This is a genomic window from Acinetobacter sp. CIP 101934, assembly GCF_000369585.1.
In the GTDB taxonomy this organism is placed as follows: Bacteria; Pseudomonadota; Gammaproteobacteria; order Pseudomonadales; family Moraxellaceae; genus Acinetobacter; species Acinetobacter schindleri.
This window is the reverse complement of sequence record NZ_KB850094.1, coordinates 709,043-729,725: the sequence shown is the minus strand read 5'-3', so window position 1 is coordinate 729,725 and position 20,683 is coordinate 709,043. Positions and strand designations below refer to the sequence as shown.

18 protein-coding genes and 1 pseudogene are annotated in these 20,683 nt (G+C 39.1%); 3 read left to right on the top strand and 16 right to left on the bottom strand.

The features are described 5' to 3' along the window. Window positions 1-7: 7 nt before the first annotated feature. Together yibB and F899_RS03905 are read right to left on the bottom strand one after the other, a co-directional pair. The gene (gene yibB / locus F899_RS03910; protein ID WP_017401395.1) at window positions 8-856 is read right to left on the bottom strand and encodes a protein YibB; all 849 of its coding nucleotides are present in this window, start codon (window positions 854-856) and stop codon (window positions 8-10) included. Window positions 857-1,116: 260 nt separating this feature from the next. Next, window positions 1,117-2,049 carry an IS5 family transposase gene (locus F899_RS03905; RefSeq protein ID WP_004811110.1) on the bottom strand — a complete coding sequence of 311 codons (933 nt, stop codon included), beginning with the start codon at window positions 2,047-2,049 and terminating at the stop codon, window positions 1,117-1,119. A gap of 377 nt (window positions 2,050-2,426) precedes the next feature. Between F899_RS03905 and F899_RS03895 the strand changes: the two genes are divergently transcribed. Then, complete coding sequence (locus F899_RS03895; protein ID WP_004813050.1) at window positions 2,427-2,993, top strand: acyltransferase; 567 nt, start codon at window positions 2,427-2,429, stop codon at window positions 2,991-2,993. A gap of 4 nt (window positions 2,994-2,997) precedes the next feature. Here the strand turns inward: F899_RS03895 and F899_RS03890 are convergent, their stop codons facing one another. The 9 genes from F899_RS03890 to F899_RS03845 form a co-directional block, all read right to left on the bottom strand. Then, window positions 2,998-3,822 carry a glycosyltransferase family 2 protein gene (locus F899_RS03890; RefSeq protein WP_004813051.1) on the bottom strand — a complete coding sequence of 275 codons (825 nt, stop codon included), beginning with the start codon at window positions 3,820-3,822 and terminating at the stop codon, window positions 2,998-3,000. After that, window positions 3,822-4,937 (bottom strand): DegT/DnrJ/EryC1/StrS family aminotransferase, encoded by a 1,116-nt coding sequence (locus F899_RS03885; RefSeq protein WP_005221001.1) that lies wholly within the window; start codon window positions 4,935-4,937, stop codon window positions 3,822-3,824. The genes F899_RS03890 and F899_RS03885 overlap by 1 nt, the downstream gene beginning before the upstream one ends. Further along, window positions 4,934-5,794, bottom strand: a complete 861-nt coding sequence (locus F899_RS15335; RefSeq protein ID WP_005221000.1) for a WxcM-like domain-containing protein — start codon at window positions 5,792-5,794, stop codon at window positions 4,934-4,936. Before F899_RS15335 ends, F899_RS03885 begins: the two co-directional genes overlap by 4 nt. A gap of 2 nt (window positions 5,795-5,796) precedes the next feature. Next, on the bottom strand, window positions 5,797-6,675 hold the full coding sequence (gene rfbA / locus F899_RS03870; protein WP_005220999.1) for a glucose-1-phosphate thymidylyltransferase RfbA: 879 nt from the start codon (window positions 6,673-6,675) through the stop codon (window positions 5,797-5,799). After that, entirely contained in the window at window positions 6,675-7,733 is a 1,059-nt protein-coding gene (gene rfbB / locus F899_RS03865; protein ID WP_005220998.1) for a dTDP-glucose 4,6-dehydratase, read from the bottom strand. The genes rfbA and rfbB overlap by 1 nt, the downstream gene beginning before the upstream one ends. A gap of 86 nt (window positions 7,734-7,819) precedes the next feature. Continuing rightward, window positions 7,820-8,590, bottom strand: coding sequence for a glycosyltransferase family 25 protein (locus F899_RS03860; protein WP_005220997.1), 771 nt, complete (start codon window positions 8,588-8,590; stop codon window positions 7,820-7,822). 10 nt (window positions 8,591-8,600) lie between these two features. Then, a complete protein-coding gene (locus F899_RS03855) occupies window positions 8,601-9,365 on the bottom strand; it encodes a glycosyltransferase family 25 protein (protein ID WP_005220996.1) in 765 nt (254 codons plus the stop codon). A gap of 9 nt (window positions 9,366-9,374) precedes the next feature. After that, complete coding sequence (locus F899_RS03850; protein ID WP_005220994.1) at window positions 9,375-10,349, bottom strand: stealth family protein; 975 nt, start codon at window positions 10,347-10,349, stop codon at window positions 9,375-9,377. A gap of 54 nt (window positions 10,350-10,403) precedes the next feature. Beyond that, a complete protein-coding gene (locus F899_RS03845; protein ID WP_051061901.1) occupies window positions 10,404-11,177 on the bottom strand; it encodes a hypothetical protein in 774 nt (257 codons plus the stop codon). Between the two features lie 183 nt (window positions 11,178-11,360). Here F899_RS03845 and F899_RS03840 point away from each other — a divergent pair, with 183 nt between their 5' ends. After that, a complete protein-coding gene (locus tag F899_RS03840; RefSeq protein WP_005220979.1) occupies window positions 11,361-12,530 on the top strand; it encodes a nucleotide sugar dehydrogenase in 1,170 nt (389 codons plus the stop codon). After that, the gene (locus F899_RS03835; protein ID WP_005220977.1) at window positions 12,527-13,549 is read left to right on the top strand and encodes an NAD-dependent epimerase; all 1,023 of its coding nucleotides are present in this window, start codon (window positions 12,527-12,529) and stop codon (window positions 13,547-13,549) included. Before F899_RS03840 ends, F899_RS03835 begins: the two co-directional genes overlap by 4 nt. A gap of 58 nt (window positions 13,550-13,607) precedes the next feature. Here the strand turns inward: F899_RS03835 and F899_RS03830 are convergent, their stop codons facing one another. The 5 genes and pseudogenes from F899_RS03830 to F899_RS03810 all read right to left on the bottom strand — a co-directional run. Continuing rightward, the gene (locus F899_RS03830; protein ID WP_004813074.1) at window positions 13,608-14,534 is read right to left on the bottom strand and encodes a branched-chain amino acid transaminase; all 927 of its coding nucleotides are present in this window, start codon (window positions 14,532-14,534) and stop codon (window positions 13,608-13,610) included. A 24-nt stretch (window positions 14,535-14,558) separates the two neighbouring features. Further along, window positions 14,559-17,309, bottom strand: a complete 2,751-nt coding sequence (gene glnE, locus F899_RS03825) for a bifunctional [glutamate--ammonia ligase]-adenylyl-L-tyrosine phosphorylase/[glutamate--ammonia-ligase] adenylyltransferase (protein ID WP_005220974.1) — start codon at window positions 17,307-17,309, stop codon at window positions 14,559-14,561. 78 nt (window positions 17,310-17,387) lie between these two features. Continuing rightward, entirely contained in the window at window positions 17,388-18,665 is a 1,278-nt protein-coding gene (locus F899_RS03820; RefSeq protein WP_005220972.1) for a sensor histidine kinase, read from the bottom strand. Between the two features lie 583 nt (window positions 18,666-19,248). Then, a complete protein-coding gene (locus tag F899_RS03815) occupies window positions 19,249-20,181 on the bottom strand; it encodes an IS5 family transposase (RefSeq protein ID WP_034433886.1) in 933 nt (310 codons plus the stop codon). 222 nt (window positions 20,182-20,403) lie between these two features. Beyond that, window positions 20,404-20,683: pseudogene (locus F899_RS03810) on the bottom strand (IS4 family transposase); the annotation flags it as partial.

Genomic DNA, 20,683 nt, shown 5'->3' with positions numbered 1-20,683 from the left:
CAGACTACTAAAAATTCAGGAATAATTTTATCTTATCAAGCAAGCCATTTGTTTGTCTAAATTTTTTAAATATTCCAAACCAATTGTTTTTGCCTAAATAGTTTAACTGGATCATATCTGGATTTCTTAATTTTGATAAGAGATAAACTCCTTGATCATCATCCACCAAATTATTATTAAGCAATTCCATTTGGCTACTTAAGATTAGATTGTAAAAATCTGGCCATTTTTCAACACTACCAACGATACCGCCACCAATGATATAAGGTACATTACCTAAAATTGAGTTAAGCACATTAGCTTCACTGAATTCGAATTCTTCCGCAATGGTAAACAAATGTATTTTTGAAGTATCGAAGCTATAGCTCCATTGTCGTAGCTTGCTTAAGGTTTTTTTATCTCGACAGTATCCAAAATCCAACCAAGCAACTAAATCTGTCGTGATTAAGTTTTCCTTGATAGATTCATAAACAAAATAGGACTTTAAATTATTGACCAATACATAATAAGGAGACCAATATTCGGGATTCCGTAGCTGCTTATCATCTACCTTTGAACGAAAATGTTCATCATTCTGTATCACGTCTATTCTTTCTAGAACAGATGAAAATTTTTCTTTAAGGTCAATAGAAATAACAGTCGTCGGTTTACCTTCTCGAATTTCTAAAATTTTTTCCACAAAATCAGATGAAGTATAGACAATGAATGGGTTATCTAATTCAGCAAGGTTTTTAAAGTAATCAAAATATTGAGACGTAGGCCGATGTAAATAGCCAGGATGCCCCTTATCTTTAGTCCAATCTCCGCGACCAATATCGAAAAAAGCTGTCACAATCGTTATATTTGGCTCTATCATGATATTCATAGATAATAAAAGAAGAGAAAAATATATTATAGTTTAAGTCACTTATGTAAAATAGTGAAAATTTATTAATCATGGGTACAATCTAAGTGGACATTGAAAAAATTGCTATAATCACCCCTCTATTTAATGAAGAAAAAAATATATTAAATTTTATTCAATGCTTAGTAGACCAAAAAAATAAAAACTTTCATGTATATTTGCCTTTGTTGCATAAAGATTTTAAAGATAGAGCTTTCCTAAGTTGTTTAAATTTAAGTGACAACTTGGGTGTGAGGTCGGCCGAGCTCCGTAAACTTATTTAAGATGGCCACACGTGCATGAATCTCGTTGACTTGGCTATCAAAATTCCGAGCACTGAGCTTATCGCCTAATAATTTGATGCAGTGCATCTTGGTTTCTACCAGACTTCGCTGATGGTAGCCCGACCATTTTTTCCATAGTGTCCTGCCTAAACGTTTAACAGTGCGAAGTAATTCATTTCGCTCTAGCGAATGAACTTTTGTATCTTTCCAAGGCTTCGCATTTTTTCTGGGTGGAATAATCGCATGGGCATTTCGATCTGTGATCAACTGGCGACACCGCTTTGTGTCATAAGCACCATCGGTATAAACGGAGTCAATATGCTCATCTTGAGGAATCTGATCGAGTAAATCACCAAGTACTTGTGAATCACTGACATTATTTGTCGTAAGCTGAACGGCACGTATTTGCAGTGTTTCAGCATCTATACCAATATGCAGTTTACGCCATTGCCGACGGTATTCAGGCTGATGCTTCTTACGCTTCCATTCGCCTTCACCTAAAAATTTTAAACCCGTAGAGTCGACGAGTAGGTGTAACCCATCACGACTTTTCTGGTAGTTAATTTGAATATCAATATACTTTTGTCTTCTACAAAGCGTCGTGAAGTCTGGTGCTGTCCAATCTAATCCGCAAAGTTTAATTAAGCTTTGAACAAAACCAGTAACCATGCGTAAAGTGAGTCTAAATAGAGATTTGATCATCAAACAGCATTGAATCGCTATGTCGGAGTAGGTTTGACTTCGACCTTGTTTGCCTTGAGGTTCTGCATACCATTGTGTTTTTGGATCGAACCAAATGGCAATATTCCCACGATTAATGAGAGCTCGGTTATATGCGGGCCAATTGGTTGTGCGGTAGATTTTGTGTGTAGGCTTCTTCATTTGGAAATTATATTGCCGAAGGAGTCTTTAAGAACAGCTTTGTGCAACAAAGCCCTCCACAACTAAGAAAATTAATCAAAAAATGCATTATATTATAAATAATGCCATTATCTTACATAAGCTATTAAATAAACACCCAATTCAAAATAAAATTGATAAAGAGCTTTTTTCAACATTATGGGGAATAAAAAAATATATATCAAAAAACAATAAACAAATTCAAGAAAAACAAGAATGGGTTTGCAGCTTAAAAAAAGGCTGTAATTATATATTAACTAGTAAAATTTTAAAAAGACAAAGTTTTAAAAATAAGAGACGTTTTGTTATAACCCTTACTACTGTATACTTTTTTCTAATCTTTAAAAGAGGATAGTTTTATGAAATTTAGAAAAATTTACAATAAAATAAGATATTTTATTTACAAAAGACTACTTTCAGATTGTGATCATTTAGTTATTAAAAAAGAGTATCACTACCCTACGTTATTCTTAGGAAAGGGTAAAATTCATATTGAAATGGCTCAATTAGGTGTTACCCCTTCTCCATATTTTTATCATACTGCCGGATACATTGAAGCTAGAAATAGTTCAGCAAGAGTAACAATCAAAGATCATACTATTATTAACAATAGTTTTGTAATTATTGCAGATAAAACATCAGTAACTATCGGTGAACACTGCTTAATCGGTCCAAATTTTTTTATTACTGACTCCGATTTCCATGGTGTAGAAATAAAAGATCGATCAAATGGAAATTATCAGTGCTCACCTGTTTCTATAGAGAATCATGTATTTATCGGAGAAAATGTGAGAATTTTAAAAGGAGTAACCATAGGAGAAGGTTCCGTCATTGGTAACAGTTCTGTTGTCACAAAAAGCGTCCCCGCATACTCGATTTATGCAGGAAATCCAGCTAAGTTAATAAAAAAACTGAGTTCTAACTAAGGTTTCAGTTAAATTTATATTCTAAAAGAATCTTAATCTTTAAGAAAAAGGCCTTTAACTTACTTATTTTTTTCATAGGATTAACAAGCAGTCTTTTTTTTACTATATATAGGGCCTGTGCATATTTAGGTTCATCTACATATTGATCTAGTATTTTTATCATTTCAGTATACATAAAAGTATTATCTGAACTAATATTAGAATCATGCTTACGATAATTAATCAGCAATTGTGGTATATAAACCATTTTTTTATTTAGTTTTGACATACGTAACAACAAATCCCAATCTTCTACCTTTACATTAGGATTATATCCTCCAACCTGCCTCAAAATTTCTGTTTTAAACATTTGTGAAGAGGCTGGTAGATCATGTTTATTCAGAAGAATATCTTCAAATCCAGTTTCAGAATATTCTCTTACCCGTGAGGAAAGTATTTGATTTTTATTGTTAATAATATTCACACCGCCAAAAACTCCCACAGTATCAGACTTAAACGAGCTAATCTGTAAGCTTGTTTTTTCAGGAAGCATCTGGTCGTCAGAAGCAATCACACAAAAATAATCTCCTTGAGCCCATTCTAAAGCTTCATTTAAGGTGTTACATAATCCCTTATTTGGACGATCCCGAAATTCAAACCGAGTGAATCTTTGCTCACATTCAATAAGCATTTCCTTTATTTTATTCACAGACTGATCAGTTGAACCATCATCAATAATAATGAATTCAATATTTTCATATGTTTGATTAATAACACTTCTAATACTATCCTGTACGAACCCCGCATGGTTATAGCATGGGATAGCAATTGTAACTAATAAATTATCCATTACACTTTAAACTCATTACAAAGCTGAATGACTTTTTCAGCATCTTCAACCGTTAAAGTTGGCCCCATCGGCAAGCTCAAAATCTCTGCATGAATTTGCTCAGAAACTGGGTAACTTAGGTCATTCCATTCCTCATATGCTTGCTGCTTATGTGGTGGGATTGGATAATGGATTAAAGTTTGTACCCCATTTTCCGCTAAATACTTTTGCAATTCCATTCGATACTTTGAACGAATGACAAATACATGCCAAACATGCTGCTGATCATTAAGTACATCTTTATTTACTTTTGGTAATTCAATGAGTGGGTTATTAATTTCAGCCATATAAAGATTCGCTATCTGGCGTCGATTTTGTGTTTCATCATCCAAATGTTTTAATTTCACATCAAGTATTGCGGCTTGCATTTCATCCAATCGGCTATTTACACCCACGAATAAATTTTTATATTTCTCGTGTGATCCATAGTTGCGCAAGGCCCTCAATGTTTGTGCTAACTCAGCATCATTCGTCGTAATCGCCCCAGCATCACCTAGTGCACCCAAATTTTTTCCTGGATAAAAACTAAAACCTGAAGCATCGCCCCAATTACCCGCTTTTTTGCAGTCTAATTGAGCACCATGACTTTGCGCCGAATCCTCTAAAACCAACAAATTATGTTTTTTTGCAAGATTTATAATTTCTGGCATTGCAGCCAATTGACCATATAAATGAACAGATAAAATCACTTTGGTTTTGGCTGTTATTGCTTCTTCTATTTTTAATGGATCAATATTGTACGTAGCAAGATCTGGCTCAACTAAAACTGGCGTTAAGTTATTTGCTGTAATTGCTAAAATACTGGCAATATAAGTATTTGAAGGAACAATCACTTCATCACCATCTTGGAGTTTACCAAGTTCTTTCCAAGCACGTAAGGTTAAAATGAGTGCATCCAAACCATTGGCCACACCAATTGCAAACTTAACACCACAATAGTTTGCAAAATTTTGTTCAAATTGCTCTAACTCTTTACCACCAATGTACCAGCCTGAATCAATAACACGCGTACAAGCCGCAATTAGCTCTTCACGATACTGCTGATTGATATTTTTTAAATCTAGAAAAGGAATCATTCTTCTATATAACCTTTAATGATTGCAGGATTACCCACTACAATAGCATTAGCTGGAACATTTTTCGTCACCACAGCTCCTGCACCAATCAATGCATTTTGACCAATACGGATTCCCGGTAAAATAGTGGCATTTGCCCCAATGCTTGCACCTTTTTCTACAATTGTTTGAGGATATTTTTCTGGATATTGTTTTGAGCGAGGTTTTTTATCATTTGTAAATGCAACACATGGACCGATAAAGACATTATCCTCCAAAGTTATTCCATCCCAAATATAAACACCCGATTTCACCGTGACATTGTTGCCAATGAGCACATCATTTTCAATGAGTGTATGTGCACAAATATTACAGTTATCTCCAATTTCAGCTTCTGCTAGAATTACACTGTATTGCCAAACACGTGTATCTAAGCCAATTTTTTTTGTCTGGACATCGGCTAGGGGGTGAATAAAGGGCTTATGCACTTCTTTCAAAAAATCATCATAACTGCGAATATAATCAGACTCATCATAATGCTCACTTGCCAATACAAGCAAAATACAATCTACTGAAAAATCATGCATTTCATGCCATACCATAGGTGGTATTTTTAAACCTTGATTAGGCTTGCACAATACAATCTCTTGCTGTTCCTTACCACTATCCATCAATATTTTACAATTACCTTGAATGCAAAAAGCAATTTGGTGTAGTTGTCTATGTGCATGGAATCCACGTGGAACATCAGGCTGAGCGCCAAAAATATAATAAAGCCTTTGAATATTAAATGGGATACTCTTATTCGCTTCAGCAACAACAAGGTTGCCGCGGTGATCACCTAAATTAGGTAATTCAATCCAATCGATAAGGCTCATATTTATTCACTCACCAATGAAATTAGATATTCACCATAATCATTTTTACTCATGCTTTTACCAATTTCTAACACTTGCTCCTTAGTCAACCAAGCATTATTCAAAGCAATTTCTTCCAAGCATGCCACTTTATAGCCTTGACGCTTTTCTAAAGTTTCTACAAATTGTGCAGCTTCAAGTAAACTACTATGTGTACCTGTGTCGAGCCATGCAAAGCCACGTCCAAGTAGTTCCACATTTAAATCCCCACGTTCCAAATACATTTGGTTCACGGTGGTAATTTCTAATTCGCCACGCTCTGATGGTTTAACTTGTTTGGCAATTTGAATCACATCATTGTCATAGAAATACAGTCCCGTTACTGCAAAATGAGACTTTGGATGTTGAGGTTTTTCTTCTAGTGAAATTGCGCGTTTCTGCTCATCAAACTCAACCACACCAAAACGTTCAGGGTCTTTGACTTGATAACCGAAAACTGTTGCACCTTTAGCTCGGTTAACAGCCTTTTTTAGCATTGGGGTAAAACCTTGGCCATAGAAAATATTGTCGCCTAGAACTAGACAGACATTACTATCTCCAATAAATTTTTCACCAATAATAAATGCTTGCGCTAAACCGTCTGGACTTGGCTGAATCGCATACTCTAATCGAATACCAAACTGTGATCCATCACCCAGCAAACGTTTAAAGCTATTCAAATCTTCAGGTGTTGTAATGATCAGTACATCCTGAATCCCTGCAAGCATGAGTACTGAAAGTGGATAATAGACCATGGGCTTATCATAAATTGGCAATAGCTGCTTAGACACCCCTTTTGTGATTGGATATAACCGTGTTCCCGAACCACCAGCTAGAATGATTCCTTTAGTTTGATTTGACATTATATATTTACACCTAATCTTTCACGCTGGTAACTACCATCTTGTACACGACGACACCAATCCAAATTATTCAGATACCATTCAACAGTTTTTCGAATACCTGTCTCAAAGGTCTCTTGAGGACACCAGTTTAATTCTTTTTGAATCTTTTCAGCATCAATTGCATATCTCAGATCATGACCTGGGCGATCCTTCACAAAAGTGATCAAGGATTCATATAATTGCCCATCTGCTTTGGGTTTTAATTCATCTAGTATAGTACAAATGGTTTTTACTACTTCTATATTTCTTTTCTCATTGTGGCCACCAATATTATAGGTTTCCCCTATCTTTCCTTCAGTCACAACTTTATATAATGCCCTAGCATGATCTTCCACAAAAAGCCAATCTCGGATCTGTTGACCATTACCATAAATTGGCAATGGCTTTTCATCGAGTGCATTCAAAATTACTAATGGAATTAACTTTTCAGGAAAATGATAGGGACCATAATTATTTGAGCAATTGGTGACAATCACTGGCAAACCATAGGTTCTATGCCAAGCACGGACCAAATGATCTGAACTTGCTTTAGATGCTGAATATGGAGAACTTGGCTGATAAGGTGTTGCTTCAGTAAATAGATCGGTTGTTCCTTCCAAATCTCCATACACTTCATCTGTCGAAATATGATGAAAACGGAAATTTTTTTTTGTTTTTTCATCAAGATTCAGCCAATATTTTCGAGCAACCTCAAGCAAAGTATAAGTACCAATAATATTGGTTTGCATGAAGGCTGCCGGACCATCAATAGAACGGTCTACATGAGATTCAGCAGCGAGATGCATCACAACATTTGGCTGAAATCCATGAAAGAGTGCTTCGATTGCAGTCTCATTACAAATATCAGTCTGACTAAATTGATATTGATCACTTTTTTGAACTAGGCCTAATGACTCTAAATTTCCAGCATAAGTAAGCTTATCTACATTTAAAACATGGTGCTGAGTGTTTTCAATAATATGACGTATTACAGCTGAACCAATAAATCCAGCACCACCAGTTACTAGAATACGCATTTCAAGTTATTCCTATCATTTCATCACATTTATATTTGATGCTTTTAAGCAAATTTATCTAAACATTCTTTTCTGTTGGCTTAACTTTATTTAAAGTCTACTCGTTGACCAACTAAAGCGCATTTCACTTGCTTAAGCACACGAATAATTTCCAACTGAATTTTTGCCCACCCCTTCTTCTTCTGCTTACGCATACGCGCTTTACGTTCAGCAAGCAAATCACTTGAGAGAACTGTCTTCTTTTCAGGGAATAGCATCATCTCCTGAATACACAGCGCAGGTGCCATCTGGTAAACAGAATGAATTTTCTCTCGGATAAATTCATCAAACATGACTTGATCTAAAGGAATTAACTGAATCTTTCGCACATAATCCAAGTATTTTTGTGCACCTTTCAGACTTAAAATATAGCCCGCTGTCCCTAAATTTTTTCCCCTTAACTGAACAATCTGACGTGATCCATTTGCGATATCTATCTTAGGACCACTTAAAAACACCTTATCGGCAAATGCTTCAAGTTTGATAATATCCCAGTCATTTTGAATCCAGTCATACTGACTCAGAAAATAGTCAGCATTTTCTCCCAAATATACATCATCTTCAAAAACTGCCAAATGCGGAATCTGCTCATCTGCCATTTTTTGCCAGATCGATACATGACTCATAAAACAAGCGAGTTCGCCTGCCGTAATAAAATCTTCTTGCACATTTAGAGACATTTTCGCAGCAAGTGGTTTTGCCAAATCTGGTGTCAACGCATCAAAAAATTCAAAACCGATATTCTGTTTACCAAATTCTTTTTGAATATGTTCACGACGTGCAGTTGCTGTTTTTAGGCTAATTACAATGTTTTTCATACAGATTTACTTACTTTGAAGCCATCAAGTGTTTAAGTGCGTAATAGCGGTCACGCCACATGCGCTTCTGCTTCTTCAAACCATGGGACACCCCACGATTTTCTTTTTGTTTACGTGATACCCCTTGGGAAGCGACTGTTCCTAAAATATCACTGTCTAAGCCTGCAGGTCGAACCAAGGCTGGCCACACACCTAATCCCTTTCCATTTTTACTCAGCCAGGTCTGGAAGAAAATATCGACAGGCATATTTATGTTGTTACCTGCTTCTAAAAATGCTTGAGCACCTTGGCGTGACCAGATCAAACCTAATCCGCGAATTGGAAAATAAAAAGCATGCCACATGCTCATATCTTCAATCTGGGTAATATCTTTCGCCAGCTTTTTCTTTTTGGCTGCAATATTGATTAAGTACCAATCTAATTCTTTATGCTGATCCAGATATTCCAACACACCATCCAGCTTTGTTTTAAAGTCTGGATTAATTTTCATATCATCTTCAAGCACAACCAGATAATCTGCATCAGTATTCAGAAACTTCTCTGCGCAACCATAATGACTCAGATAACACCCCAATTCCGAGTTCATCAGGCTACGCCCAAGTATCTGTTGCGCACCTTGATCATCATAGTTGGTAAATTCAGTTAAAGCCTTGCCGCGGCCATCGACTGCGGAGAAACGCTCAAAAGGCCAGTGCACTGCATCTAGTTGCTGAGTCGCCCGTTCAAGCCGTTCATGACTACCATCCAGATTAATCAGATAAGTAATTACTTTCATCATGAACCTCTAAGCTAAAATTGAATTTGGCAAATAGTCAGCCAGTTTTTGCTGCATGGCATCACTGATCTGCTTTGCATCTGCTGGCTTCAATTGATCCAGACTCTGGATACAACCATATTTTATTGCAGGATTATCTAAAGCTGAAATAAAACTGTCGAGGCTATCTTCATTTTTTAGATAAGCCAATTCAATATCAGGCTTCAGCTCAGCTTGCTGCTTTTGAATCTTGATATGATTCATCAGTGAAATGGGATTAAGCTGCTCTACACTACGGAACTTGTATTTAATCTGGGTTTCCAGCAGCTGCGGATGTGCCAATAAATAATCTTTCAAAGCATGACGATCGACAATATGCGGATAATGGTGAATTTCAAAGAACCTTTTGAAACCCAGGATATTAGCCCCTAACATTTGTGCAATCATGTGCTTCGGCTGAATCGGCTTGCCAAATTGACGCTGCAAAAATTGGCGATATTTTAACTTTGTCTTCAGCGCAAAACTGCTTTGCCAGTGGCCATAGATCACCAAATGATTACCGTTTAGAAAATCTTCTGGCTGTGCAGTTGAATTAAAGAAAAAGTCATCATTCAAATAAATAAAGTAGTCTGATAATCCTTCAATGTTCCAGAGCATACTTTCAATGGATCGGGTATTGAAAGTGGGCAAATGCTGCTCATAACCTCTAAAAATTTCCCGATGATCCACTACACGAATTTTATCGGCAGTACACAGGCCTTGTGCAGCAAATTCATCGATAAATTCTGGGCGCTGGTTATCGGTCACTACAAAAATATTACGGCAAAAAGGTACATATTTCAGGATTGAAGCAATGTTGTAGTAGATTTCATTATTACTGGCGAAGCGGGTATCACTGACTGCATCGGATGCATCTTCACCAGTCAGATATTTATGCCGTTTCTTTTTTAATTCCAGATCATTGCCATCCACCCAGGCAATTACAATATCAATTTGCTGCTGCATTTACTTCATCACTTTAAAATAGGTACCGGATTGCTTAATTACTACACTTAATAATTATTGCCACGCATCCTTGATCCATTGCGATGGCAGAACATAACGGTACCATTTACCACCACCGCCGTTAATTGCGTCAGGTGGATTGATTTCACCATGGAAAATAATAATTTTGACGCCTTCCGGCTTTACAGGCGGCTTAAAATAAGCCATTGGAATTTTTTGCAGACAGTGATATTTATAGCTCTTGCACCAGGAATCCGGCCAGTAACTCAGTTTCTTTTCCTGATCAACATACCAGGATAAATAAGCCTGCTCATTACGAAACTTCTGACGGATTTCATCAAAATGTTCACGGAAATATGGCATCAAACCAGGAAAAGCTCCTAGCTTGAAACGATAAACCGAGCTATTTCCAGTAATACGCCATGGACGTTTCCAGTCATGAATAATCAGGAAATCACCCGGATGGGTAAAGAAACTATCGATATTATCAACAATCACAACATCTAAATCGAGGAAAAGTGCATTTCCTTTTAAACCATACAAGTCAGGTTCAAAGGTCGATAACTTATTCCAGCCACGTTCAGGACTACCTGCTGGTAAGGCCAATGGCGGAATAGGAAAACATTCAACAGCAGGATCAATACCCTCGGTACGGTCTGTCAGACACACCATTTTAAAGTCAACCGTAGTATGACGCTTGACCATGTTGTATAAACGATTGACGTACTCTGCCCCATATTTGGTGCCCCACTTCATGCATAGCACAATATTCTGTTCAGACTGTATATGAGCCTGACCTGACAGTGAGTCGTTTACGTTTTCCTGCATGTATTCATCTTCCACCAGCATTCTGCGCCATATCATACCATCTCTAAAGCAAAGTTACTCCCCCGCTTTTCAACACCTTCATAATACTCAAAATACTTTATGGTATGATATGAAACCGCCTTGAGAACACCACTATTGGCTTGGGCTCTGGCTTCCTTATTAAAAATACATAATCAGGTTGATATGAAAATAGCAGTTGCAGGCACCGGTTACGTCGGCCTTTCCAATGCCATGATCTTCTCACAACATCATGAAGTCGTGGCATTAGATATTATTGACAATAAAGTTGAAATGTTAAATCAGAAGATTTCCCCGATTCAGGATCCTGAAATTTCAGCTTTTTTAAGTGAAAAGCCACTAAACTTCCGTGCAACAACTGACAAATATGAAGCTTATCAGAATGCTGATTTTGTCATTATTGCGACACCGACGGATTATGATACCAAAACCAATTATTTTAATACCCAAAGCGTCGAAAGCGTCATTGGTGATGTGACCGAGATTAACCCTCAAGCGGTCATGATTATTAAATCTACGGTTCCTGTGGGCTTCACCAAAACGGTTAAAGAGAAATTTCATACAGACAATATTATTTTCTCTCCAGAGTTCTTGCGTGAAGGTAAAGCTTTACATGATAACCTTTATCCATCACGTATTATTGTTGGAGAGAAGTCAGCGCGTGCTCAACAATTCTCAGATATGCTGATTGAAGGTGCAATCAAAAAAGACAGTCCTGTTCTGTTCACTGACTCAACCGAAGCAGAAGCAATCAAGTTATTTGCCAATACCTATCTGGCTATGCGCGTAGCTTTCTTCAATGAACTGGATACCTATGCACAAACGTTTGGTTTAGATACCCAACAAATTATTGAAGGTGTCTGTCTGGATCAGCGAATTGGCAATCACTATAACAACCCTTCCTTTGGTTATGGGGGTTACTGCCTGCCAAAAGATACCAAGCAGCTATTGGCGAACTATAGTCAGGTACCTAGCAATCTGATTCAAGCTATTGTGGATTCTAACCGCACTCGTAAAGACTTTATTGCTGATTCTATTTTGGCAAGGAATCCGTCGGTGGTCGGGATTTATCGACTGGTTATGAAAAGTGGCTCAGATAATTTCCGTGCCTCTGCCATTCAGGGGGTAATGAAACGCCTTAAAGCCAAGGGGGTTGAAGTCATTGTTTATGAACCGGCATTAAAAGAAACCGAGTTCTTTAAATCTGAAGTGATTACTGATTTAGAAGCCTTTAAACAGCGGGCAGATGTGATTATCACTAATCGTCAATCCAAAGATTTGAATGATGTTGAAGATAAAGTGTATACCCGTGATATTTTTGGAGGCGATGAATGAAAATTCTGGTAACAGGTGCAGCAGGTTTTATTGGATTCCATGTTTCCAAAAAGCTTTTAGAACGTGGTGATGATGTGGTCGGTTTTGACAACATGAATGACTACTACGATCCAGCTTTAAAACAGGCACGTGTAGATCTGCTAACTCAAACCGCGGAACAGCAGTCGGGGCAGTTCGACTTTTATCATGCCAACCTTGCAGATAAAGCCGCAGTTGACAAGTGTTTCCAGGAACATCAATTTGATCGCGTGATTCATCTTGCTGCACAGGCAGGCGTACGTTATTCGCTTGAAAATCCGATGAGTTATGTGGAAAGCAATATTGTCGGTTTTACCAATATCATTGAAGCCTGTCGCTATGCCAAAACACCACATCTGACTTATGCCAGTACCAGTAGCGTGTATGGTGCCAACACTACCATGCCTTTTAGTGAAAAGCATGGTGTCGACCATCCGATCCAGTTCTATGCAGCAACAAAGCGTGCCAATGAATTGATGGCACATAGCTATAGCCACCTCTTCAAACTGCCAACCACAGGCTTGCGCTTCTTTACTGTCTATGGTCCTTGGGGGCGTCCGGATATGGCTCTCTTTAAGTTCACCAAGAACATTATTGAAGGCAAATCTATTCCGGTTTTTAACCACGGCAACCATACCCGTGATTTCACCTTTGTTGCAGATATTGCTGAAGGCGTGATCCGTTCCAGTGACCAGATTGCTGCACCAAATCCAGACTGGGATAGCAACAATCCTGATCCATCCACCAGCAATGCCCCGTTCCGGATCTTTAACATTGGCAATAATTCGCCAGTCAGACTGATTGAATATATCTATGCCATTGAAAAAGCAGTCGGCAAAGAAGCCATTCTGAACTTACTGCCACTACAACCCGGTGATGTACCAGATACTTTCGCGGATAGCTCAGCACTAGAACAAAGTGTAGGTTACAAACCTTCCGTTTCTGTTGAAGATGGCGTAAAACAGTTTGTTGACTGGTATCGGGATTTCTATCAGGTTTAATAGATTCTTCTAGCCATAAAAAAAGGACTCATTTGAGTCCTTTTTTTATCTGTTGAACTTATTTTACGTAAGTTAACCAGTGCGCATATTTAGGGTCTTTACCCTGAACCGCATTGAAGAATGCAGTCTGGATTTGCTCAGTGATCGGACCACGTTTGCCTTCACCGATTTGACGGTCATCGTATTCACGGATAGGCGTTACTTCAGCAGCAGTACCGGTGAAGAATGCTTCATCAGCAATATAGAATTCATCACGGGTAATACGGCGTTCAACCACTTCATAACCAAGATCTTTGGCAATGGTAATAATCGTTTGACGCGTAATACCATCAAGCGCACCACCTGCGATATCCGGTGTATGAATCACGCCATCACGTACCAGGAATACGTTTTCGCCTGAACCTTGACATACATAACCTTGTGGATCTAGAAGCATTGCTTCGTCATAACCAGAATGTGCTACTTCTTGATGTGCAAGGATAGATAATGTGTAGTTACCTGATGCTTTGGCTTTACACATGGTCACGTTAGGGTGATGGTGCGTAAATGAAGAAGTTTTTACGCGAATACCCTTCGCCATTGCTTCATCACCCAGGTAAGCACCCCAGCTCCACGCAGCAACCACTGCATGAATGGTATTGTCAGTTGCGGCAATACCCAGTTTTTCAGAACCAATAAAGATAATTGGACGTAAATAGCAAGACGCTAATTTGTTTTCACGAACGACATCAATTTGAGCTTGTTCTAACGCTGCCTGATCAAATGGAACTTTCATTTGATAAATTTTTGCAGAATTAAGTAAACGTTTGGTGTGTTCTTTCAGACGGAAAATAGCCGTTCCATTCGGGGTTTCATAAGCACGGACACCTTCAAACACTCCCATGCTGTAGTGCAAGGTATGTGTTAATACGTGAGTTTTTGCCTCACGCCAATCTACCAGTTGTCCGTCTTGCCAAATGAAACCATCACGATCAGCCAAATTCATGCCACAAACTCCAATTTTTCACAATTATTCACTATCCAGTGCAAATACTGCACTTGGATCAATCAGTCTTTGCCATAACTTGCAAACGGTCTTTCGGGTATCGTGCCAGTCGCTTGCAGACACTTGCATGGATTGATTTGCAAGGGCTAAGCGGTGGCTCTCGGCGCGTTCACGGAGATAAGCTTGAATCAGAGCAGTCGCATCGTCGCTGGATAAGCAACCTGATTTTGCGGCATCCTCAAGGATTCGTACATTGTCGGAGTAATGGGCGAGATCTTTATTCGTCCCACTCCAAGCTAACACCGCATACTGTGCCATAAATTCGATATCAACGATACCACCTGCATCTTGTTTTAAATGAAAAATTCCATCTTTTTTTTGCTCTTTTGAAGAACCCAGATGATCTTTCATTTTCTGACGCATTTTTAATACTTCTTCACGCACATGACCGATATCCCGTTTTTGGATCAAGATATCACAGCGCAATATCTCGAATTTTTTACGTAAACTCATTTCCCCTGCGATTGGACGGGCACGTACCAAGGCTTGATGTTCCCAGAGCCAGGCGCTCTTAAACTGATACTGTTCAAAAGCTTTCAGACTAGTAACCAATAAACCTGCTTCCCCTGAAGGACGTAAGCGGGTATCAACTTCATAAACCCGCCCATCCAAGGTTTGTGTAGTCATGAGCGACATCAGCTTTTGCGCCACACGCATGGCAAATTCAAAGCCACTAATTGGTTTCAGTCCGTCAGTATCTGCCTGTTCATTCATAAAATGAATAAATACCAAATCCAGGTCCGAACCATAACCGAGTTCAATCCCGCCCACCTTGCCATAGCCAATCACGGCAAAAGCAGTATGATCGACTGAACAGCGTTGCCCTTCGGCATCGAGTGGGAAACCATGCTTTTTGGCCACAATTTGATAAGCCAAATGCAAGGCAGCATTTACAGATACCTCAGCAATATCAGTTAAAGCATCTGATACTTTCATCAAAGGACTTTCTGCCAACACATCACTGGCAGCAACAGCCAGCACATTGGATTTTTTAAACAGACGCAATACCCGCATCTGGTCTTCCACCTGATCAAGTTCAATACGCAGCAACTGCTGACGTAGAGAATCTTCAAGATCTTTACGCTTTGGCAGTTCAAAATCCATAGACAGGAATTCATCCAGTAACACCGGATAATGGGTTAATTCCTCACAAATCCATGGACTGACAGTTGCCATCTTGACCAGACGTTGAAGTGCACCTTTGCTTTCAATCAGCATGACCAAGTACACAGTGCGGCGCATGACTGACTCAACCAATGGCATCAGACGCACTAAAGCCGTCTGCGGCTGATCAGATTGCAAAATTGCTTCGATCAGATAAGGCCAAAACGTTTTCAAACGCTGTAAGGCTTTAGCCGGCAATTTTTTTAAGGTATTACTGTTCCAGAACTCATGCACCAGATTTCTGGCATTTACATCTAATACTGCGTTTAACTGCTGTTCCAGTTGGCTAAAACTTGAGAGTTGAGTTTCTGGACCATTCTCTTTAATCAGATGTTCAAACTGGTAAATCACTTTGGCGCGCTTCTGATCCAACACATCCATAAAGGCTGTCCAGTCAGTAAAGCCCAAAGTATCAGCAATGCGCTGGCGAGGGTCATCTTCGGTTGGTAATGACTGAGTTTGCTGGTCATTCAGCGCCTGAATCGCATGTTCAACCCGGCGCAGGAATAAATAAGCATCCTCAAGATCTTCTACTGCTTGCTCATCCAGTAATTCAGCCGTAACCAAGTGCTTGAGACTGACCAGACATTGGCGATCCTGTAATTCTAGCTTGGCGCCACCATAAATCAGCTGATACACCTGAACAATGAATTCAACTTCACGAATCCCGCCAGCACCAAGCTTGATATCATCTTCAATATTGCGGCGCTGCACTTCACGCTGGATCATCGCTTTCATTTCACGCATAGCAGCGAAAGCACTGTAGTCCACATAGCAACGGAACACGAATGGACGTGTCATCTCCAGTAACTCATCACCCTCAGGCGTTGGATTGACAATCCGCGCCTTGATCCAAGCATAACGTTCCCATTCACGACCATGCTGGCTGAGATATTTTTCCAGCGCGATATGGCTAATTGCTAATGGTGAACCATCTCCCCAAGGACGCAGGCGCATATCGACACGGAAGACAAAACCATCTGAGGTAATATGATCTAACAGGTAGATCAGCTTTTGTCCCCATAGAATGCAAAACTGCTGCACATCAATACATTTTCGCCCATCGGTTTCCCCTTGCTCATCAAAGGCAAAAATCAGATCAATATCACTAGAAAGATTGAGTTCCTGAGCACCCAGTTTCCCCATAGCAATTACAATTAAGTCTTGCACCTTTCCATTGTAGCCAATCGGCTGGCCATACTTTGCAACCAAGGGAATACGGGCAAAATCTTTGGCGGCACAAATGGCGGCATCGGCAAAATCAGAAAGTTCACGAGTGAGAGTAATGACATTAGTAAGTTGATTGGCATCCTGCCAGATCCAGCGAAACATCAGGCGAGCACGCAGAGTACGTAACGTACTCATCCATTGCTCTTCATCACTAATATTGGTAAGGGCATCTGTGACAGATTGCTTGATTTGTTCAGTACTTAAAGCATGCTGAAAATGGTCAACTGCATAGTCCTGCTGCAGCAAGGCAGCGTGTCTGGACAATACCTGCTCGGCATATTGGCTTGCCCTTAAAGTTTTCTGCAATTGTACGTCGTTCATTTCCAGTCCTTGTCACCTGCAAGATTTTTTCTAGTTATAACAGGTGACTGGCAGCGCTGTGAATGCCTTGGACGGAAATTAATTTTTTTCTTTTAATGCACCTGCCGGTTCAGCAAGTGCCAGTGCCTGATGTTCATTGGTGGCTTTTGGCAACAATACACTAAAGGTCGTACCCTGACCTTCTTTAGAGTCCACATAAATTTGACCATGATTCAGATCGACAAATCGCTTACACAATACCAGCCCAAGACCCGCGCCTTTTTCATTATCTGTGCCTTTCACACTTACTGTCAGATTTGGCTTAAACAGATTTTGCATCTGTTCTTCAGTCATGCCCAGACCGGTATCCTGCACGCTGATTCTGACCAGCTCGTCTTCAGCTTCAGCAGTCAAAATGACCTGACCCTGCTGATCGGTTGGGGTGAATTTCAGTGCATTGGAGACCAGGTTTTGCAGCACTGAAGTAATCATGTTGATATCCGCATTGACTTTCACTCCTTCAGGAATGCGGTCAATCAGGTCGATTTTTTTATTCAATGCTAAGCTTTTGAGTACATCGCAAACAATTTTGCTGGACTGTTTTAGCTCAAAGTTGATCGGATGGTAAACGAAACGTCCACCTTCAGCCATCGCCCAAGTCAGCAGGCTTTCCAGCAAGTTATAAGTTGACTTGGCATTTTCACAGAGATAATCGGCAATATTCTGAACACTTGAATCATCCAGTGTATGACGTTCTTCAGCCAATACTTCCGAGAATCCAAGTAAACCATGAAAGGGTGCACGCAGGTCATGAGCAATAATCTGGAAGAATTTCGTCTTACTGAAGTTCATGGCGCATTGCTGCTCGTACATTTCCTTCAGTTCATTATAGTCTTCATGCAAGCGAATCCGTCCGACCAGCCCATCGGCAAACTCCTGCACCAGACGAATATCTTCTTGATCAAAGCCCTCTTCTTCCTGATCAAAAAATACCACATGACCAATTGAATGGGTATCACTGGCTTTCAGATTAAAGGAGATCAGGCGCTTATGCTCTACGCCAAGACTACGAATATATTCTGACATTTCTGTATAGGCAGGATGCGTACGATCCAGACAGTCATCATTTTTAAGATAATTGAGCAGATTTAATTCGGGCGGCGTTTCAAACCCCCAAAATTCTGAAGCAGTGGAATACCAGATATAAGGTTCTTTATGAAAACCCAGTAAACATTTTTCAGTCTTAAGTAGCCGACGTGCGACTCGAGCAAATGTATTAATTAGGTTATTGGAAGTATTTACGCCCAAAATAAGAGACAGGCGGCATGAGCTTAGCTGTTCAGTATTTTGACCTATCTCCAGAAGGTTAAGCTTCATCTCTGCCTCTCATGGTTATGTTTATTTATTCGACCAATTTTATACAATCAATAACAAAGAATCTAAACAGTCTCAACAACATTTCCTAACATCTAGATTAATTGATTTCATTACATTTAACTACGTATACGTTCATTTTTTCTTTAAAAAATGTAAAACAAATTTGACATTAACCGTTATTTGTAAACCTATAAGCAACCTTGATAATGCTGCCGACATGTCTATTTTTTCACCATAACTTGTAACATGCACCTAAACTAAATACTAGTGCCAAGCCTATAGATAATTAATTTAATTTAAAATAATAGCACTAAAATAAATTCTTTAGATTAATATTATTAAGAATTTCTTCACAAACCAATCTTTTACGAGTAAATATCCTATTTTTTGCTTCATAATGCTCAAATGATTAATCTTCTAACTAACCATGTAATTTAGTTAATTCTTTGATATGTCTAATTTTTGTTAATTAAGCACAATAAAACTGGCATAAAGTACCAATTTTTTTGTTAATGACTGAGATTTCCTTACGGCTTTGTTGCACAAAGATTTGAAATGCAAAGCGCCCCTAATTGAGCCAAATTTAAGGCGTAACTTGGGTAAGTGGGCGACCTAATTCCGTAAATCTGTTAAGGACTGCTACACGTGCATGGATCTCATTCACTTGGCTATCAAAACTCCTTGCACTGAGTTTATCTCCTAATAATTTAATGCAGTGCATCTTAGTTTCAACCAAACTTCGCCGATGATAGCCTGACCATTTTTTCCATAGTGTCCTGCCTAAACGTTTAACTGTTCGAAGTAATTCATTTCGCTCTAGCGAGCTACTCTTTGTATCTTTCCATGGTTTCGCATTTTTTCTAGGTGGAATCACCGTATGCGCTTGCCGATCTGCAATGACCTGACGGCATTGCTTGGTGTCATAAGCTCCATCGGTATAAACAGAGTCAATCTGCTCATCTTGTGGAATCTGATCAAGTAAATCACCAAGCACCTGTGAATCACTGACATTATTGGTTGTAAGCTGAACTGCTCGTATTTGTAGGGTTTTGGCATCTATACCAATATGAAGTTTACGCCATTGGCGACGATATTCAGGTCCATGTTTCTTGCGTTTCCATTCGCCCTCACCTAGAAACTTCATGCCTGTAGAGTCCATGAGTAGATGCAGCCCATCGCTACTTTTTTGGTAGCTGATTACAATATCAATATGCTTTTGTCTTCTACAAAGCGTGGTGTAATCTGGAGCTATCCAATTTAATCCGCAAAGTTTAATCAGACTTTGTACAAAGCCAGTAACCATACGTAAAGACAGACGAAATAAGGATTTAATCATTAAGCAGCATTGGATGGCTGCGTCGGAGTAGGTTTGATTTCGCCCTTGTTTGCCTTTTGATGGAGCATACCATTGCGTAGCAGGATCAAACCAAATGGCAATATTTCCGCGACTCATGAGTGCTCGGTTATATGCGGGCCAATTGGTTGTGCGGTAGATTTTGTGTGTAGGCTTCTTCATTTGAAAATTATATCGCTAAAAAAGCCTTTACAGATAGGTTTGTGCAACAAAGCCTTTCCTTACTGTTAATTGTAAGCAGCCACTACAATTCTTATAAATTGTTTCTTTAAAAGTTATGCTTGGGTTCATAATTCCAGATCATGAATCTTATATAATTTTCCGTCTGGTAAAATACGGATATAAAAAAAGCGACCTTCTAGGCCATTGCTGTCCCACAATTTTTCACAAGAGGAAGCTCATTTGAGCTTCCTCTTGTTTTATGGGTATTTTATTGGGTGAAAATAAAGCTTTTAAAGTTCTTCTTTCAAACAAATTCACCTGAATTATTCTGAGTAAACGTTGAACTGTCCAACCTATTTTTCCTAAATGTTGAGCGAAACTCACCAATAAATAGGCGATCATCGCAATCCAGATTTGTGTCTGAATTGCGTTCCTGCTGCGGCCTAGAAACGCTTTTAATTTGAGATTCTGCTTAATCGCCTTAAAGAACAGCTCAACTTTC

Excerpts from the sequence above, each read along its gene's own strand:
- F899_RS03895 (WP_004813050.1), top strand. The coding sequence starts at position 2,427 with ATGAAATTTAGAAAAATTTACAATAAAATAAGATATTTTATTTACAAA.
- F899_RS15335 (WP_005221000.1), bottom strand. The coding sequence starts at position 5,794 with ATGAGCCTTATCGATTGGATTGAATTACCTAATTTAGGTGATCACCGC.
- yibB (WP_017401395.1), bottom strand. The coding sequence starts at position 856 with ATGATAGAGCCAAATATAACGATTGTGACAGCTTTTTTCGATATTGGT.
- F899_RS03820 (WP_005220972.1), bottom strand. The coding sequence starts at position 18,665 with ATGAAGCTTAACCTTCTGGAGATAGGTCAAAATACTGAACAGCTAAGC.
- F899_RS03845 (WP_051061901.1), bottom strand. The coding sequence starts at position 11,177 with ATGCAGGAAAACGTAAACGACTCACTGTCAGGTCAGGCTCATATACAG.
- F899_RS03835 (WP_005220977.1), top strand. The coding sequence starts at position 12,527 with ATGAAAATTCTGGTAACAGGTGCAGCAGGTTTTATTGGATTCCATGTT.
- F899_RS03830 (WP_004813074.1), bottom strand. The coding sequence starts at position 14,534 with ATGAATTTGGCTGATCGTGATGGTTTCATTTGGCAAGACGGACAACTG.
- F899_RS03855 (WP_005220996.1), bottom strand. The coding sequence starts at position 9,365 with ATGAAAGTAATTACTTATCTGATTAATCTGGATGGTAGTCATGAACGG.
- F899_RS03850 (WP_005220994.1), bottom strand. The coding sequence starts at position 10,349 with ATGCAGCAGCAAATTGATATTGTAATTGCCTGGGTGGATGGCAATGAT.
- F899_RS03905 (WP_004811110.1), bottom strand. The coding sequence starts at position 2,049 with ATGAAGAAGCCTACACACAAAATCTACCGCACAACCAATTGGCCCGCA.
- F899_RS03885 (WP_005221001.1), bottom strand. The coding sequence starts at position 4,937 with ATGATTCCTTTTCTAGATTTAAAAAATATCAATCAGCAGTATCGTGAA.
- F899_RS03815 (WP_034433886.1), bottom strand. The coding sequence starts at position 20,181 with ATGAAGAAGCCTACACACAAAATCTACCGCACAACCAATTGGCCCGCA.
- F899_RS03840 (WP_005220979.1), top strand. The coding sequence starts at position 11,361 with ATGAAAATAGCAGTTGCAGGCACCGGTTACGTCGGCCTTTCCAATGCC.
- F899_RS03890 (WP_004813051.1), bottom strand. The coding sequence starts at position 3,822 with ATGGATAATTTATTAGTTACAATTGCTATCCCATGCTATAACCATGCG.
- glnE (WP_005220974.1), bottom strand. The coding sequence starts at position 17,309 with ATGAACGACGTACAATTGCAGAAAACTTTAAGGGCAAGCCAATATGCC.
- F899_RS03860 (WP_005220997.1), bottom strand. The coding sequence starts at position 8,590 with ATGAAAAACATTGTAATTAGCCTAAAAACAGCAACTGCACGTCGTGAA.
- rfbA (WP_005220999.1), bottom strand. The coding sequence starts at position 6,675 with ATGTCAAATCAAACTAAAGGAATCATTCTAGCTGGTGGTTCGGGAACA.
- rfbB (WP_005220998.1), bottom strand. The coding sequence starts at position 7,733 with ATGCGTATTCTAGTAACTGGTGGTGCTGGATTTATTGGTTCAGCTGTA.